14 protein-coding genes and 1 riboswitch are annotated in these 15,989 nt (G+C 69.3%); of the genes, 5 read left to right on the forward strand and 9 right to left on the reverse strand.

Going from position 1 to position 15,989, the window contains the following annotated elements; translation table 11 throughout:
• Nucleotide 1: 1 nt before the first annotated feature.
• Nucleotides 2–982: a helix-turn-helix domain-containing protein gene (locus G3I54_RS14955; protein ID WP_164614923.1), complete on the reverse strand. Its 981-nt coding sequence runs from the start codon at nucleotides 980–982 to the stop codon at nucleotides 2–4.
• A gap of 81 nt (nucleotides 983–1,063) precedes the next feature.
• Between G3I54_RS14955 and G3I54_RS39495 the strand changes: the two genes are divergently transcribed.
• Nucleotides 1,064–1,279 carry a hypothetical protein gene (locus G3I54_RS39495; protein WP_239144380.1) on the forward strand — a complete coding sequence of 72 codons (216 nt, stop codon included), beginning with the start codon at nucleotides 1,064–1,066 and terminating at the stop codon, nucleotides 1,277–1,279.
• On the opposite strand, the gene G3I54_RS14960 is transcribed toward G3I54_RS39495, so the two are convergent.
• From G3I54_RS14960 to G3I54_RS14990, 7 genes are all read right to left on the reverse strand, one after another.
• The gene (locus G3I54_RS14960; protein ID WP_203686301.1) at nucleotides 1,276–2,289 is read right to left on the reverse strand and encodes a ribonucleotide-diphosphate reductase subunit beta; all 1,014 of its coding nucleotides are present in this window, start codon (nucleotides 2,287–2,289) and stop codon (nucleotides 1,276–1,278) included. The two genes, G3I54_RS39495 and G3I54_RS14960, sit on opposite strands and share 4 nt — an antisense overlap.
• A complete protein-coding gene (locus G3I54_RS14965; protein ID WP_164614925.1) occupies nucleotides 2,289–4,703 on the reverse strand; it encodes a ribonucleoside-diphosphate reductase subunit alpha in 2,415 nt (804 codons plus the stop codon). Before G3I54_RS14965 ends, G3I54_RS14960 begins: the two co-directional genes overlap by 1 nt.
• Nucleotides 4,704–4,839: 136 nt before the next feature.
• A riboswitch (cobalamin riboswitch) is annotated at nucleotides 4,840–4,975 on the reverse strand.
• A 52-nt stretch (nucleotides 4,976–5,027) separates the two neighbouring features.
• Complete coding sequence (locus G3I54_RS14970; RefSeq protein WP_164614928.1) at nucleotides 5,028–5,537, reverse strand: GNAT family N-acetyltransferase; 510 nt, start codon at nucleotides 5,535–5,537, stop codon at nucleotides 5,028–5,030.
• Complete coding sequence (locus G3I54_RS14975; protein WP_164614930.1) at nucleotides 5,537–6,214, reverse strand: hypothetical protein; 678 nt, start codon at nucleotides 6,212–6,214, stop codon at nucleotides 5,537–5,539. Before G3I54_RS14975 ends, G3I54_RS14970 begins: the two co-directional genes overlap by 1 nt.
• Before the next feature lie 165 nt (nucleotides 6,215–6,379).
• Nucleotides 6,380–6,583: a YbdD/YjiX family protein gene (locus G3I54_RS14980; protein ID WP_164614932.1), complete on the reverse strand. Its 204-nt coding sequence runs from the start codon at nucleotides 6,581–6,583 to the stop codon at nucleotides 6,380–6,382.
• Nucleotides 6,580–8,805 carry a carbon starvation CstA family protein gene (locus tag G3I54_RS14985; protein ID WP_164614934.1) on the reverse strand — a complete coding sequence of 742 codons (2,226 nt, stop codon included), beginning with the start codon at nucleotides 8,803–8,805 and terminating at the stop codon, nucleotides 6,580–6,582. The genes G3I54_RS14980 and G3I54_RS14985 overlap by 4 nt, the downstream gene beginning before the upstream one ends.
• 249 nt (nucleotides 8,806–9,054) lie before the next feature.
• The gene (locus tag G3I54_RS14990; RefSeq protein WP_007458216.1) at nucleotides 9,055–9,819 is read right to left on the reverse strand and encodes a GntR family transcriptional regulator; all 765 of its coding nucleotides are present in this window, start codon (nucleotides 9,817–9,819) and stop codon (nucleotides 9,055–9,057) included.
• Between the two features lie 279 nt (nucleotides 9,820–10,098).
• Between G3I54_RS14990 and G3I54_RS14995 the strand changes: the two genes are divergently transcribed.
• The 4 genes from G3I54_RS14995 (at nucleotide 10,099) to G3I54_RS15010 (ending at nucleotide 14,927) form a co-directional block, all read left to right on the forward strand.
• Complete coding sequence (locus G3I54_RS14995; RefSeq protein WP_164614936.1) at nucleotides 10,099–11,397, forward strand: sugar ABC transporter substrate-binding protein; 1,299 nt, start codon at nucleotides 10,099–10,101, stop codon at nucleotides 11,395–11,397.
• Nucleotides 11,398–11,511: 114 nt separating this feature from the next.
• The gene (locus G3I54_RS15000) at nucleotides 11,512–12,519 is read left to right on the forward strand and encodes a sugar ABC transporter permease (protein ID WP_164614938.1); all 1,008 of its coding nucleotides are present in this window, start codon (nucleotides 11,512–11,514) and stop codon (nucleotides 12,517–12,519) included.
• The gene (locus tag G3I54_RS15005) at nucleotides 12,516–13,388 is read left to right on the forward strand and encodes a carbohydrate ABC transporter permease (RefSeq protein WP_164614939.1); all 873 of its coding nucleotides are present in this window, start codon (nucleotides 12,516–12,518) and stop codon (nucleotides 13,386–13,388) included. Before G3I54_RS15000 ends, G3I54_RS15005 begins: the two co-directional genes overlap by 4 nt.
• Nucleotides 13,389–13,397: 9 nt before the next feature.
• Nucleotides 13,398–14,927, forward strand: coding sequence for a glycoside hydrolase family 3 protein (locus G3I54_RS15010; protein ID WP_164614941.1), 1,530 nt, complete (start codon nucleotides 13,398–13,400; stop codon nucleotides 14,925–14,927).
• A 134-nt stretch (nucleotides 14,928–15,061) separates the two neighbouring features.
• Here G3I54_RS15010 and nagB read toward each other — a convergent pair whose 3' ends face one another.
• Complete coding sequence (gene nagB / locus G3I54_RS15015) at nucleotides 15,062–15,847, reverse strand: glucosamine-6-phosphate deaminase (RefSeq protein WP_164614944.1); 786 nt, start codon at nucleotides 15,845–15,847, stop codon at nucleotides 15,062–15,064.
• Between the last annotated feature and the right edge of the window lie 142 nt (nucleotides 15,848–15,989).

A 15,989-nucleotide genomic window follows, 5' to 3' on the forward strand; every position in this document is an offset into this window, starting at 1 on the left:
CTCAGGCGACGTCGGGCACGGCCGTGGACGCCGGGCCCCGGAACGTACGGCGGTAGGCGTTCGGCGTGGTGCCCAATGACCGCACGAACTGGTGTCGCAGCGTCGCCGCCGTACCGAAGCCCGTCTGGCCCGCGATCGTGTCGATCGTCCGGTCGGAGGTCTCCAGCAGGTGCTGGGCCAGCAGGACCCGCTGCCGCAGCAGCCAGCGGTAGGGCGTGGTCCCGGTCTCCTGCTGGAACCGCCGGGCGAAGGTGCGCGGCGACATGTGCGCCTGCGCGGCCAGCTGCTCCACGCTCATCTCCTGGTCGAGGTGCTGCTCCATCCACGCCAGCGTCGAGCCGACCGTGTCGCAGGCGTTCCGGGGCAGCGGGCGGCTGATGTACTGCGCCTGCCCGCCGTCCCGGTGCGGCGGCACCACCATGCGCCGGGCGAGGGTGTTGGCCGCGTCCTGGCCGTACTCCTGCCGGATCAGATGCAGGCAGGCGTCGATCCCGGCGGCCGTGCCCGCCGAACTGATCACCGGGCCCTCGTCCACGTACAGCACGTCCGGTTCGACGATCGCCTTCGGATAGCGCCGGGACAGCTCCGCCGCGTGCCGCCAGTGGGTGGTGCAGCGACGGCCGTCCAACAGCCCGGCCGCGCCGAGGACGTACGCCCCCGAGCAGACGCTCAGCACCCGCGAGCCGCGCTCCACGGCCCGGCGCAGCGCGTCGAGGACCTCCTCGGGATACTCCCGCTGCATGAAGTGGCTGCCCGCCGGCACAGCGATGAGGTCGGCCTCCTCCAGCCGCTCCAGGCCGTGCGGCGTGGTGATGGTGAAGCCCGCGTGGGTGTTCAGGACGGGGCCCTCGGCGGAGACCACTGCGAAATCGTGCACCGGCAGGCCCTCGTCGCTGCGGTCGAGGCCGAACACCTCGCACAGGACGCCGAGTTCGAAGGGGTGGACCTCGTCGAGGAGGAGGGCGGCGACATTGGTCAGCATGGAGCGAGTGTGGCAGCTATTTGATGCCCCATGGCAGTCCTGCCACTGATGTTTTTCGTCCGGGCGGGCCAGAGTAGAGGCATGAACACATTCCTGAACTACCTGGTCGTAGCAGCACTTTTCGCCCTCGTCCTCGCGCCCGTCGCCGTCGGGTCCGTTCGCGAACGCCGGATCGACCGCCAGCTGCGGGAGGCGGACCGCGGCCGGCGGGCGGCCGGACCCCCGCAAACGGAAAGCGCCGCGCGGCCTGTCACGGCCACGCGGCGCCCTCACCTGAGGATCTGGGTCAGGGTCTAGAAGTCGTCGTCGAACCCGACCGAGCCCTCGACCGCCACCTGGTAGGCGGACGGGCGGCGCTCGAAGAAGTTCGTCAGCTCCTGGACGCCCTGGAGCTCCATGAAGGAGAACGGGTTCTCCGAGCCGTACACCGTCGGGAAGCCGAGGCGGGCGAGCCGCTGGTCGGCGACGCACTCCAGGTACTGGCGCATCGACTCGGTGTTCATGCCCGGCAGGCCCTCGCCGCACAGGTCGCGGCCGAACTGCAGCTCCGCCTCGACCGCTTCCTTCAGCATGTCGGTGACCTGCTGCTGGAGCGCGTCGTCGAAGAGCTCCGGCTCCTCCTTGCGGACGGTGTCCACGACCTCGAACGCGAAGTTCATGTGCATCGTCTCGTCACGGAACACCCAGTTGGTGCCCGTGGCGAGACCGTGCAGCAGACCGCGCGAGCGGAACCAGTACACGTAGGCGAACGCGCCGTAGAAGAACAGCCCCTCGATGCACGCCGCGAAGCAGATCAGGTTCAGCAGGAAGCGACGGCGGTCGGCCTTCGTCTCCAGCCGGTCGATCTTCTCGACCGAGTCCATCCACTTGAAGCAGAACTGCGCCTTCTCACGGATCGAGGGGATCTCCTCGACCGCGTCGAACGCGGCCGCCCGGTCGTCCGGGTCGGGCAGATAGGTGTCCAGCAGCGTCAGATAGAACTGGACGTGCACGGCCTCCTCGAAGAGCTGCCGCGACAGGTACAGCCGCGCCTCGGGGGAGTTGATGTGCTTGTACAGCGTCAGCACGAGGTTGTTGGAGACGATCGAGTCACCGGTCGCGAAGAACGCCACCAGCCGGCCGATCATGTGCTGCTCACCCGGCGACAGCTTCGCGAGGTCGGCGACGTCCGAGTGGAGGTCGACCTCCTCGACGGTCCAGGTGTTCTTGATCGCGTCCCGGTAGCGCTCGTAGAAGTCCGGGTAGCGCATGGGACGCAGGGTCAGCTCGAATCCCGGGTCGAGCAGGTTCTTCTCTTCGTTACTCATTACTGGCAGGCCTCGCAGGACTCGGGGTTTTCGAGAGAGCAGGCGATGGCGTCCGCGTCGGGAGCCGAAGCCTGCTGTACGGGAATGGGGGTGGCGGCCGCCGCCTGGCCGGACGCGGCACGGGCGATCCGGGTCGCCGGGCGCGAACGCAGGTAGTACGTCGTCTTCAGCCCCTGCTTCCAGGCGTACGCGTACATCGAGGAGAGCTTGCCGATCGTCGGCGTCTCCAGGAACAGGTTGAGCGACTGACTCTGGTCGAGGAACGGCGTACGGGCCGCCGCCATGTCGATCAGACCGCGCTGCGGGATCTCCCACGCCGTGCGGTACAGCGCCCGCACGTCCTCGGGGATCCAGGCGAAGCCCTGCACGGAGCCGCTGGCCTCGCGCAGCGCCTCACGGGTGCGGGCGTCCCACACGCCGAGCTTCTTCAGCTCGTCCACCAGGTAGGCGTTCACCTGGAGGAACTCACCGCTGAGCGTCTCGCGCTTGAACAGGTTGGAGACCTGCGGCTCGATGCACTCGTACACCCCGGCGATCGAGGCGATGGTGGCGGTCGGCGCGATGGCCAGCAGCAGCGAGTTGCGCATACCGGTCTTCGCGACCCGGGCGCGCAGGGCGTCCCAGCGCTCCGGCCAGTTCAGCTCGGTGTCGTAGTGGTCCGGGTGGAGGACACCGCGCGCGGCACGCGTCTCCGACCACGCGGGCAGCGGGCCCGAGCGCTCGGCGAGGTCGCAGGACGCCTCGTACGCGGCCAGCATGATCCGCTCGGAGATCTTCGTCGAGAGCGCGCGGGCCTCGGGGGAGTCGAAGGGCAGGCGCAGCTGGAAGAAGACGTCCTGGAGGCCCATCGCGCCCAGGCCGACCGGCCGCCAGCGGGAGTTGGAGCGCCCGGCCTGCTCGGTCGGGTAGAAGTTGATGTCGACGACTCGGTCCAGGAAGGTCACGGCGGTGCGCACGGTGGCGTCCAGCCGGTCCCAGTCGATCGAGCCGTTCGCCACGAAGGCGCCCAGGTTGACCGAGCCCAGGTTGCAGACGGCCGTCTCGCCGTCGTCGGTGACCTCCAGGATCTCTGTGCACAGGTTCGAGGAGTGCACGACCCGGCCCGGCTCGGCGGTCTGGTTCGCGGTCCGGTTGGAGGCGTCCTTGAACGTCATCCAGCCCTGGCCGGTCTGCGCGAGGGTCCGCATCATCCGGCCGTACAGCTCACGCGCCGGAATCGTCCTGCGGGCCAGGCCCTTGGCCTCGGCCGCGCGGTAGGCCGCGTCGAACTCGTCGCCCCACAGGTCGACCAGCTCGGGCACCTCGGCGGGCGAGAACAGCGACCAGTCGGTGTCCGCGTCGACCCGGCGCATGAACTCGTCCGGGATCCAGTGCGCCAGGTTCAGGTTGTGCGTACGCCGCTGGTCCTCACCGGTGTTGTCGCGGAGCTCCAGGAACTCCTCGATGTCGGCGTGCCAGGTCTCCAGGTAGACCGCCGCCGCGCCCTTGCGCCGGCCGCCCTGGTTCACCGCCGCGACGGAGGCGTCCAGCGTCTTGAGGAACGGCACGATGCCGTTGGAGTGCCCGTTGGTGCCCCGGATCAGCGAACCCCGGGCGCGGATGCGGGAGTACGACAGACCGATGCCGCCCGCGTGCTTGGAGAGCCGCGCCACCTGGTGGTAGCGGTCGTAGATCGAGTCCAGCTCGTCCTTCGGCGAGTCCAGCAGATAGCAGGAGGACATCTGCGGGTGCCGGGTGCCGGAGTTGAAGAGCGTGGGGGAGGAGGGGAGGTAGTCCAGCCGGCTCATCAGCCCGTACAGCGCGGCGACCTCGTCCAGCGCCCGCACCGACTCGTCCTCGGCGAGGCCCGCGGCCACACGCAGCATGAAGTGCTGCGGGGTCTCGATCACCTGGCGGGTGAGCGGGTGGCGCAGCAGATAGCGGCTGTGCAGCGTACGCAGACCGAAGTAGCCGAAGCGGTCGTCGGCGCCGTCCGCCAGGGCCTGCTCGACGAGCTGGTCGAGCGCGGTCGCGTGCAGCGCCACGAACGCGGCGGTGCGGTCGGCGATCAGGCCCTCGCGGTGGCCGACGGCGACCGAGGCGGAGAAGGACGTCGCGCCCTGCCCAGCGGCCTCGTCCGCGATCGTGCGGGTCAGCAGCCGGGCGGCGAGCCGGGAGTACGCCGGGTCCTCGGAGATCAGCCCCGCGGCGGCCTCGGTGGCCAGCGAGCGCAACTCGGCCTCGTCGGAACGGGCGTTGCGCCCGCGCAGCGCGGCGGCGGCGACCCGGCCGGGGTCGGTGTCGGGCAGATCGACGGTGAGGTCGGTCAAGGTCCGCAGCAAAGCGGTCCCGGGTCCGTCGTTCGGGGCGTTCCCGGCCGTGGTGGACTCGGCGGATTCGGTGGCTGAAACCGGATCGGCGGGCGCGATGGTCACTGGGCTTTCCCTCGCTCGGCAGGGGGCCGGCAGCAGGCGGGGAAGCCGGGCAGCGCGAAACCCGAGGCAGGGCAGCACAGCTGACGGCGTCCACCGGCCTATCCGCGAGGCCCGGACGTCTGGCATCCGGTTCGGTCGAGCCGGACGCGCTGTCGACAGGTCTTCGGACTTCAGGTGTGCAAAAGCACACTGATCACACCGTTGCGGGACAGTTCCGGATTCGCACCGGATTCCCCTGCGACGACAGCGAGGTCGAGCATACATGTGGGGGCCGCCAGATGCTGCGGCCCCCACATGTTGTGTCGCGTCGATTTAATAAGCCCCTCAGGAGGCCGCCCCCAGCTCCAGCCGGAAGGTCATCAGGCGCAGGCCCGGCACCGGCTCCCAGTCCCGTTCGGGGGTCCGCAGAAAGCCGAGCCGACGGTAGATCCTATGGGCTCCGAGCATCGCCGGCTGCGTCGACAGCACCAGCGCCCGGACGCCGTCGGCGGATCGGGCCCGCTCGACGCACGCCCGTACGAGAGCCTCTCCCACACCCCGTCCGCGCCCCGCGCGGGCCACGGCCAGCATCCGGAATTCGGCCTCTTCCGGACCGGCTATGTCGCGCCACGGAGTGCCGGGAGCGGCATACGTCACACCGCCGAGCACCGCCCCGTCCGCGTCGAGCGCGACCAGCACTTCCGCCTCGGCCGCCCGCTGCTCCACCGCCCGCAACTTGAGCAGATACGGGTCCTGCGGGCCGTCCAGCAGATCGTCGCCGAGATACGCCTCGGCGATGATCTCGCCGAGCACGGCGTACTCGGCGGGTTCCGCCGCTCTGATCGTCAGATCCATCAGCCACTCGCTCCCACATCGTTGTTCGGGGCGCCGTCGCCCACCGGCGGCAGATCGCCGCGCTCGACCGGCTGTCGCCCGGCGGCCTCCCCGGCCGGCGGCAGCACCTGGTCCAGCTCGTGGTCGTCGGCGCGGTGGGCGGCCCGCGCCGACGACCGCAGCGTCGCCCGGTCCACCTTGTCGCGCACTCCGCTCAACGTGACCACGAGGCCGCCCTGTTCCTGGGCGTACGCGTGGCCGGACTCCGTGGCCCGGTACCACTGGCCGCCGTCCCGCTCGCACGTCTCCAGGGGCTCCTGGCCGCCGGCGGGCGCGGGATTCTTCGTACAGTCGGCCTCGGCGTGCGGGCGGCGCTCCACCGACAGCTGGATCTGCTGGCCCTCGGGCGTGGTGTAGACGCTGCCGAACCCGTCGTCGCCGACCACCCCGACCGACTGGCGCGCCAGGGTGTACCCGGGGGCCTCGGTCACCCACACATGCTCCGCGACGGTCTGTACGGCCCGCGCCCGCTCCTCCAACTCCGCCCGGTCGGGCGCCGGATCGCCCGAGGAGCTCCGGTCCGCCGCCTCCGAGCCGGGCGGACGCTCGGTGCCGCAGCCCGCCGCCGCGAGGGTCAGCGCCAGCGTCAGGGTCAGGAGGAGGGGCCGGAGCCGGGGCGACCGGGAGCACGGTGTCATGAGCACATCCTTTCGTACGGTGAGGGCTCCCCGCACCGGGAGATCGAACGGCGGCCGGACACCGGAAGGCCCTCCGGGTCGCCGCCCGCTCCACCGGGGCAGGCGCGAAAAGGGGCCGCCGCGCCCCTGGGAGGGGTGCGGCGGCCCCGATGCGGCCGGTGGTGCTCAGCAGCAGCGGAAGCCCTCGCGTGGATCCGCCTCGCGGGCGTCCGTGCGACTGCGTTCGAAGGCGCGGCGGGTCATCACCGGGGCGTCCGGATCGTGGACCCGCGCGTGCGCCACATAGCGGTCGTACGCCGACTCGCCGGTCAGCTCACGGACGTACCAGCGGATCCGTCCCGCCACCCGCCGGACGTCCGCGACGGTCATGTCGGGCTCCCCGTTCCCGCGGCCTCCTTGCGGATGCCGCCCTCGGGGCCGACGCCGGCGGCGACCAGTTCGGCCTTCTCCTCCGGGGTCGCGATGAGCGAGGCCGGGGCGACGAGCTTGGACTCGACGTACGGCGCCTCGTGGAGCTTGACGCTCTCCGGGTCGCGGATGGCCTTGTAGCAGACCCGCCCGGCGTCCACGAGCACCACGATGATGAGGAGCGCGAACAGCGCGCTCAGCACCCCGTCGACGGTGGAGTTGGTGACGACGGTCCGCATGTCGTCCATGTTCTTCGCGGGGGCCAGAACCTCGCCCGCGTCGATGCCCGCCTGGTACTTGTCGCGCTGGGCGAAGAAGCCGACCTTCACGTCCTCGGAGAAGATCTTCTGCCAGCTCGCGGTGAGGGTGACCGCCACGTCCCAGGCGAGCGGGACCGCGGTGACCCACGCCCACTTCAGGCGGCCGGACTTGACGAGCAGGGTGGTGCAGACGGCCAGCGCGACGGCGGCCAGCAGCTGGTTGGCGATGCCGAAGAGCGGGAAGAGCTGGTTGATGCCGCCCAGCGGGTCGTGCACGCCGACCCAGAGGAAGTAGCCCCAGCCGCCGACCACGACGGCGCTGGCGAACCAGACGCCCGGCTTCCAGCTGACCTCGCGGAACGGCTTGTAGGCGTTGCCCAGCATGTCCTGGAGCATGAAGCGCCCGACCCGGGTGCCGGCGTCCACGGTGGTCAGGATGAAGAGCGCCTCGAACATGATGGCGAAGTGGTACCAGAACGCCTTCATCGCGGTCCCGCCGACCACCGCGGAGAAGATCTCCGACATGCCGAGCGCGAAGGTGGGCGCGCCACCGGTCCGGGAGAGCAGGCTCGCCTCCTCGACGTCCTTGGCGGCCTGGGCCAGGGCGTCCGGGGTGATGGTGAACCCGAAATTTGCCACGGCCTGGGAGGCGGACTGGACGCTGTCACCGATCACGCCGACGGGCGCGTTGATGGCGAAGTAGAGGCCGGGGTCGATGATGCAGGCCGCGATCATCGCCATGATCGCCACGAACGACTCGACCAGCATGGCGCCGTAGCCGATCATCCGGATCTGCGTCTCCTTCTGGACCATCTTCGGCGTGGTGCCGGAGGAGACCAGGGAGTGGAAGCCGGAGAGCGCGCCGCAGGCGATGGTGATGAAGACGAACGGGAACATCGAGCCGGCGAAGACCGGGCCCGAGCCGCTGGAGGCGAAGTCGGTCACGGCGGGCATCTTCAGGGTCGGCAGGGCGACGATCACGCCCAGGGCCAGCAGCCCGATCGTGCCGACCTTCATGAAGGTGGAGAGGTAGTCGCGCGGGGCCAGCAGCAGCCACACGGGGAGCACGGAGGCGAGGAACCCGTACACGATCATCCAGATGACCAGCGTGCCCGGCTCCAGCGTGAAGAAGTCCGCCCACGACGACTCCGCGACCCAGCCGCCCGAGACGATCGCGAGGAGCAGCAGCGCGACGCCTATGAAGGAGACCTCGCTGACCTTGCCGGGCCGCAGGATGCGCAGATAGACGCCCATGAAGAGGGCGATCGGGATCGTCATGCCGATCGAGAAGACGCCCCACGGCGAGTGGGCGAGCGCGTTCACGATGACCAGCGCGAGGACCGCGAGCAGGATGATCATGATGATGAAGACCGCGACCAGGGCGGCGATCCCGCCGACCGGCCCTATCTCGTCGCGTGCCATCTGGCCGAGCGAACGGCCGTTGCGGCGGGTGGAGAAGAAGAGCGTCACCATGTCCTGGACGGCGCCGGCGAAGATGACGCCGACGACCAGCCAGATCGTGCCCGGCAGATATCCCATCTGCGCGGCGAGCACGGGGCCGACCAGGGGCCCGGCCCCCGCGATGGCGGCGAAGTGGTGGCCGAACAGGACCCGGCGGTCGGTGGGATGGAAGTCGACGCCGTTGTCCAGCCGTTCGGCGGGGGTCGCGCGGTTCTTGTCGACCTTCAGGACCCGGTTGGCGATGAACCGGGAGTAGAAGCGGTACGCGATGGCGTACGAGCCGAGGGCCGCCGCCAGCATCCAGGCGGCGGAGACCTCTTCACCCCGCGAGAGCGCGAGGGTGGCCCAGCCGATGGCGCCGGCCAGGGCCACCAGGCTCCAGACGACTATGGACTTCGGGGTCGGCGCCCGCCGTCCGGGTGCGGGTGGAACCGGTGGTGCTGATGTGGGCGTTTCCGGCATATCGATCCGTCCCCTCGCGCGATCACTGTCGTAACGTGCGCGAAATCTAGGTGGTACGGCCGCTCTCCGGAACCCCTGTCCGCATACCGGTCGCGTATCGCCGATGTCTCCACCGAAGCTCCGCAGTCATGACACGGGTCGGATGGGGGATCGGTTCACGCGGTCCCCGCCCCACTCGGGATGACCGAAAACAGGCGGTGGCCCGGGGAAGGGTCCCCGGGCCACCGCCTGTTCGCGCTCTGCCGGCTCTCAGTCCGTCGGGCGCTTCAGACGGGCCACGAACTTGTAGCGGTCGCCCCGGTACACCGAGCGCACCCACTCCACCGGTTCGCCCTGGCCGTCCACCGAATGGCGGGACAGCATGAGCATCGGCAGACCCACGTCGGTGCCCAGCAGACCTGCCTCGCGCGGGGTGGCGAGCGAGGTCTCGATGGTCTCCTCCGCCTCGGCGAGACGGACGTCGTACACCTCGGCGAGCGCGGTGTAGAGCGAGGTGTACTTCACCAGCGAACGGCGCAGCGCCGGGAAGCGTTTGGCCGAAAGGTGTGTGGTCTCGATCGCCATCGGCTCCCCGCTGGCGAGCCGGAGCCGCTCGATGCGCAGCACCCGGCCGCCCGTCGAGATGTCCAGCAGGCCGGCGAGCGTGTCGTCCGCCGTGACATAGCCGATGTCCAGCAGTTGGGACGTCGGCTCCAGTCCCTGGGCACGCATGTCCTCGGTGTACGAGGTGAGCTGGAGGGCCTGGGAGACCTTCGGCTTGGCGACGAAGGTGCCCTTGCCCTGGATGCGTTCGAGGCGGCCCTCGACGACCAGTTCCTGGAGCGCCTGGCGCACGGTGGTGCGCGAGGTGTCGAACTCGGCCGCCAGGGTGCGTTCGGGCGGCACCGGGGTGCCGGGCGGCAGAGTGTCCGTCATGTCGAGGAGATGGCGCTTGAGCCGGTAGTACTTCGGTACGCGCGCCGTGCGCGTACCGGCACCGGTCTCGCTCCCCGTACTGCCCCCGTCGGCACCCATGGCCCGCCTTCCCGACTGCTGCGTTGCTGCCGTCACCGGCTCCTCCGTCTGTCGCGGCTCACATGGTGGCACGGTCCGGTCACGGGTCGTCGCCCTCCCTTAGGTGTCGGTCCTATAACGGACGCGAGTGCACTTCTTATACACCCTTGACACCCCTAAAGGTCTAGGCCAAGCTCCCGGTACTGGTCTAAACCATTAAAGACCAGGTCCAGCCCCAGCAGAACTCGTCGAATGTCTTCGCGGTGGGTGGGGTTGCAGCATCCCTGAGGAGGGTTTGACGTGAAGCGCAAGCTCATCGCGGCTATCGGTGTCGCGGGCATGTTGGTTTCGGTCGCGGCGTGTGGTTCGGACGACAAGAACTCGTCCGCGGACCCGAAGGACCGCAAGGAAACCCTGACCGTCTGGCTCATGGGCGAGGCCCGGTCCACCTGGCCGGAACTGGTCAAGGACGTCAACGCCGAGTTCAACAAGAAGTACCCGGGCGTCAAGGTCAAGGTTCAATACCAGCAGTGGGCCGACAAGGTCAAGAAGCTGGACACCTCCCTCGCCGGTGACAAATTCCCGGATGTCGTCGAACTCGGCAATACCGAGACCATGCAGTACATCCTCAATGGTGCGCTCGGAGAAATCGACCCCAAGAAGTACGAGAACTCGGACACCTGGATCAAGGGTCTGAAGGACACGTGCTCCTTCGAGGGCAAGACCTACTGCGTCCCTTACTACGCGAGCGCCCGTCTGGCCGTGTACAACAAGGACATGCTGAAGGCCGGCACCGGCAGCGACGCTCTCCCGCAGACCGAGGACGAGTTCCTCGCCGCGATGGACAAGGTCTCCACCGAGCTGGGCAAGAAGGACAAGCGCGCCTCCTCCCTCTACTTCCCGGGTCGTTACTGGTACGCCGCGATGTCCTACGTCGCCGCCTACGGTGGCCAGATAGCCACGTACGACGAGGGCGGCAAGGAGTGGAAGTCCGCGCTCTCCACCCCGGAGGCCCAGAAGGGCATCCAGCACTTCATCGACCTGGTCAAGAAGTACAACAAGGCCGATGTGACGAAGGACGAGCAGGACCACGCCAACGTCATGGCCAACGAGAAGGCCGCGGTCATCTACGGCCAGGCCTGGGAGGCCGGCAGCGTCACCACGGGCGAGAACGGCAACCCGAAGCTCGAGGGCAAGATCGCCACGGCCGGTATGCCCGGCCCCGAGGGCAAGGCCCTCCCGTCCTTCATCGGCGGCTCGGACCTCGCGACGGTCTCCAAGTCCAAGGTCCAGGACCTCGGCGAGGAGTGGATCTCCCTCTTCACCAACGCGAAGTCCATGGAGGTCCTCGCGTCGAAGAACATCCTCCCCAACAACGAGAAGCAGCTTGAGCCGCTGAAGGCCAAGCCGGAGACCGCCGCCATCGCCAACGCGGTGCCGGACGCCTGGTTCACGCCGATCGCGCCGGGCTGGGCCTCCATCGAGAAGGAGGAGATCCTCCAGAACATGCTCCTGGAGATCGTCAAGGGCTCCTCCGTCGCCGACGCCACCAAGAAGGCCGACGACAAGATCAACGCGCTGATCAACAAGGAATCCTGACCTTCCGATCGCCAGGCGGGGCCCGGCGTCAGCGCCGGGCCCCCGCTCCTTTCCCGCAAGTGAATGCCGTGAATTCCGGGGCCCGCCCCGGACCCGCGATGGAAGGTCAGCCACGTGTCTGCCGCTGATACCAAGGCCGCCGGGCCGCCGGTCCCCGTACCACCCGACCCGCAGGCGACGGTGAAGTCGTCCTCCGACGAGGACGCGCCCCGGGTGCAGAAGAGAAAGCGGAAGAAGGGGGAACTGCTCCCCTATCTCCTGATTCTCCCGGCGATCGTGGCGATCGCCGCCGTCTACCTCTACCCGCTCGGCAAGACGGTCGTCATGTCCTTCCAGGACATGGGCCGGCGTGAGCTGTGGTCCGGAGAACCGGCGCCATGGGTCGGCTTCGAGCAGTTCACCAACATCCTCGGCGACTCCGAGTTCTGGTGGGTCACCTTCCGCACGGTCGTCTTCATGGCCGTCTGTGTGACGCTGACCATGGGGATCGGGCTGCTGGTCGCCCTGCTGATGCGCAAGCTCTCCACCTGGGTCCGGCTGGTGCTCACCGCCTGCCTCATCGCCGCCTGGTCGATGCCGCTGATGGTGGCCGCCTCGATCTTCCGTTTCATGGCCGACTCCGACTACGGACTGATCAACACCCTGATCGCCAAGGTCGCCGGCGAGGACTGGCTCGGACACAACTGGTACCTCAACCCGATCCAGGGCTTCGGCATCATCACCCTGCTGGTCGTCTGGGGCGCCATCCCGTTCGTCGTCGTCACCCTGTACGCCGCCCTCACCCAGGTCCCGCAGGAACTGGAGGAGGCCGCCGCCCTCGACGGCGCCAGCGCCTACGGCATCTACAAGTTCGTCACCTGGCCGGTCATCAAGCCGGTCTTCACCATGGTCGCCACCCTCTCGGTGATCTGGGACTTCAACGTCTTCGGTCAGATCTGGCTGCTGCGCGGCAACAAGCCCGAGCCGGAGTACGAGACCCTCGGCCTCTACTCCTACTCCAAGGCGTTCGAGTCCACCTCCTTCAGCCAGGGCACCGCGATCGCCCTGATCACGGTGCTGCTGCTGTCCGGCGTGGCCGTGTACTACCTGCGCCAGCTCATGAAGACGGGAGAGGTCGAATGAGCAGCTCGACCCAGACACAGGTCCAGACGCAGGTGCTGCGCCCCGACCGCAAGAAGAGCCGGCTGCACTTCGACCTCATCGGCCTCGTCGTCGCCCTGGTCATGGTCTTCCCGGTCTACTGGCTGGTCATCAGCGCCCTGCGGCCCAACCACGAGATCCGCAGCTACGACCAGACCCTGTGGCCCACGTCGATCACCTTCGACAACTTCGTCCGGGCCACCGAGCAGCAGAACTTCGCCACCGCCATCCAGTCCAGCCTGATCGTCGCGGTCACCGCGGTGGTCGGCGGCATGATCATCGCGACCCTGGCGGCCCTGGCGATCGGCCGGTTCCGGTTCTTCGGCCGCAAGGCCCTGGTCCTGATCATGATCCTGGTCCAGATGCTGCCGCCGACGGCGATGCTCATCCCGATCTACGCCCAGCTCAACGCCATGGGCGGGATCGACGAGTACTGGGGCCTGATCGTCGTCTATCTGGTCTCCACGCTGCCCTTCGCCACCATCATGATCCGCGGCTTCGTCGTGAACATCCCGGTGGAGCTGGAGGAGTCCGCGATGGTGGACGGCTGCACCCGCTTCCAGGCCTTCCGCCGGGTGATCTTCCCGCTGCTCGCCCCCGGGCTCGCCGCCGCGTCGATCTTCGCCCTGGTGAACGCGTGGAACGAGTACCTCTTCGCGTACATCCTGATCAACGACAACTCCAAGTACACGCTGAACGTCTGGCTGATGACGTTCACGACCGAGCGCGGAACGGACTACGGCGCGCTCATGGCGGCATCGACCATGATCGCCATCCCCGTCGTCGTGTTCTTCATGATCATTCAGAAGAAGATGGCCGCAGGCCTCACTTCCGGCGCCGTGAAGGGATAGTGCGGGCTCATGACCACCCTCGTTTCCACCACGGACACCGTGACGCGCGACGCGCTCGCTGTGCTCCAGCCCGGGTTCACCGGAACCACCGCACCGGACTGGCTGCTGCGCCGCGTCGGTGAAGGCCTCGCCTCCGTCGGCCTGTTCGGCCGCAACATCACCTCGCCCGAACAGCTCACCGCCCTCACCGGACGGCTGCGCTCCGAGCGGGACGACGTCCTCGTCGCCATCGACGAGGAGGGCGGCGACGTGACCCGCCTGGAGGTCACGCACGGCTCCTCCTTCCCCGGCAACTTCGCCCTCGGCTCGGTGGACGACGTCCACCTCACCCGGGCCGTCGCCCAGGAGCTCGGCCGCCGGCTCGCCGAGTGCGGCGTCAACCTCAACTGGGCGCCGTCCGCCGACGTCAACTCCAACCCGGGCAACCCGGTCATCGGCGTGCGCTCCTTCGGCGCCGACACCCGCCTGGCCGCCCGGCACACCGCCGCGTACATCGAGGGGCTCCAGGCCGCCGGTGTCGCCGCCTGCACCAAGCACTTCCCCGGGCACGGCGACACCGCGGTCGACTCGCACCTCGCGCTGCCCCGCATCGACGTGGACCTCGACACCCTGCACGCCCGTGAGCTGGTGCCCTTCCGGGCGGCCATCGCGGCGGGTTCCAAATCGGTGATGAGCGCGCATATCCTTCTTCCCGCACTCGACCCGGACCGCCCGGCGACCCTGAGCCCGCAGATCCTCACCGGTCTGCTGCGCCAGGAGCTGGGCTACGACGGCCTGATCGTCACCGACGCCGTAGAGATGGACGCCATCGCCGGTACGTACGGCATCGAGCGCGGGTCCGTCCTCGCCCTCGCGGCGGGCGCCGACGCCATCTGTGTGGGCGGCGGCCTGGCCGACGAGGAGACGGTGCTGCGGCTGCGCGACGCCCTCGTCGCGGCCGTGCGCAGCGGGGAACTGACCGAGGAGCGGCTCGCCGACGCGGCCGCCCGTGTACGAGCCCTCGCGTCCTGGACGCAGAGGGCCCGGGGGGATGTCCCGGAGCCGGGCGCGGCAGTGCAGGAGGGGACCGCGCCCGGCACCGGTGTCAGCTCCGACATCGGTCTGGTGGCCGCCCGCCGCGCGGTCCGGGTGACCGGCTCCGGCGACCGGCTGACGGAGGCGGCGTACGTCGCCTCGTTCAGCGCGGAGGCGAACATCGCGGTCGGCGACGAGACCCCGTGGGGCATCGCCGCCGAGCTGGACAGGATCCTGCCCGGCACCGGCACGGACACCTACACCGAGGAGACCGAGGCCGTCGCGGACGCGATCCTGGCGGCGGCGGGGGAGCGGCGCATCGTCGCCGTGGTCCGCGACGAGCACCGGCACAGCTGGATGAGCGGGGCGCTCGACGCCCTGCTGGCGGCCCGCCCGGACACGATCGTGGCCGAGATGGGCCTGCCCCAGTCGGACCCGAGGGGCTCGCTGTACATAGCCACCCATGGCGCGGCCCGAGTCTGCGGCGTAGCAGCAGCAGAAGCGATAACAGGTACGAAGGCCTGACCCGACAGGGGCCGAAATCAAGCCCGTCCGGCGATTGAGGACAAGCCTCTCGCCGGACGGGCGGCACGACGGCGAAGGGCCGGGACACCGTCAAGGCGTCCCGGCCCTCGGCCGTGCACGGCAGGCGGCAGGACCTACAGCCCCTGCCACTCCGGCTTCGCCGCATACGTGGCCCGGAAGTAGTCCGCCAGCTTCAGCTTCGACGCCGCGGCCTCGTCCACCACCACCGTCGCGTGCGGATGCAGCTGGAGCGCCGAGGCCGGCACGATCGAGGCGACCGGCCCCTCCACCGTCTGGGCGATGGCCTCCGCCTTGCCCTCACCGGTGGCCAGCAGGATCGGGTGCCGGGAGTCCAGGATCGTCCCGATGCCCTGCGTGATCACGTGGTGCGGCACCTGATCGATGTCGTCGTCGAAGAAGCGCGCGTTGTCGACCCGGGTCTGCTGCGTCAGCGTCTTGATCCGGGTGCGCGAGGCGAGCGAGGAGCACGGCTCGTTGAAGCCGATGTGCCCGTCCGTGCCGATGCCCAGGAGCTGGAGGTCGACACCGCCCGCCTCCGCCAGCGCCCGGTCGTACGCCTCGCAGGCCGCCTGGACGTCCTCGGCCGAGCCGTCGGGGCCCATGAAGGAGGCCTCGGAGAGCCCGAGCGGCTGGACGACCTCGCGCAGCACCACCGAGCGGTACGACTCCGGGTGGCCCGCGGGCAGCCCGACGTACTCGTCGAGCTGGCAGATCCGGGCGCGCGAGGCGTCGACCGCGCCGGCGGCGACCTTCGACGCGAGCGCGCGGTAGATGGGCAGCGGGGTCGAGCCGGTGGCAACGCCGAGCAGGGCGTCGGGCTTGCGGCCGAGCAGGGCGACGATGGCCTCCGCGATCAGTTCGCCGCCTGCCGTGGCGTCCGGGACGATGACAACTTCCACGCTGTGCCTGCCGATCTGACTAGGGGAGCCGGTGGTATAGACCAATCAAGTTCCCAATTTAGCAGAATCGAGCAGCCGTACGGTGAACAGTCCGCCCATCGGCCGCACCCGGACCGCACCCCCGGCCCCGCACGCCCCGGCC

Source organism: Streptomyces sp. SID14515 (assembly GCF_010548505.1).
GTDB classification, from domain to species: Bacteria; Actinomycetota; Actinomycetes; order Streptomycetales; family Streptomycetaceae; genus Streptomyces; species Streptomyces caviscabies.

Bases quoted from the DNA above. Each gene is read 5' to 3' on its own strand.
- G3I54_RS14955 (WP_164614923.1), bottom strand. From the start codon at position 982: ATGCTGACCAATGTCGCCGCCCTCCTCCTCGACGAGGTCCACCCCTTC.
- G3I54_RS39495 (WP_239144380.1), top strand. From the start codon at position 1,064: ATGAACACATTCCTGAACTACCTGGTCGTAGCAGCACTTTTCGCCCTC.
- G3I54_RS14960 (WP_203686301.1), bottom strand. From the start codon at position 2,289: ATGAGTAACGAAGAGAAGAACCTGCTCGACCCGGGATTCGAGCTGACC.
- G3I54_RS14970 (WP_164614928.1), bottom strand. From the start codon at position 5,537: ATGGATCTGACGATCAGAGCGGCGGAACCCGCCGAGTACGCCGTGCTC.
- G3I54_RS14975 (WP_164614930.1), bottom strand. From the start codon at position 6,214: ATGACACCGTGCTCCCGGTCGCCCCGGCTCCGGCCCCTCCTCCTGACC.
- G3I54_RS14980 (WP_164614932.1), bottom strand. From the start codon at position 6,583: ATGACCGTCGCGGACGTCCGGCGGGTGGCGGGACGGATCCGCTGGTAC.
- G3I54_RS14985 (WP_164614934.1), bottom strand. From the start codon at position 8,805: ATGCCGGAAACGCCCACATCAGCACCACCGGTTCCACCCGCACCCGGA.
- G3I54_RS14990 (WP_007458216.1), bottom strand. From the start codon at position 9,819: ATGGGTGCCGACGGGGGCAGTACGGGGAGCGAGACCGGTGCCGGTACG.
- G3I54_RS15005 (WP_164614939.1), top strand. From the start codon at position 12,516: ATGAGCAGCTCGACCCAGACACAGGTCCAGACGCAGGTGCTGCGCCCC.
- G3I54_RS15010 (WP_164614941.1), top strand. From the start codon at position 13,398: ATGACCACCCTCGTTTCCACCACGGACACCGTGACGCGCGACGCGCTC.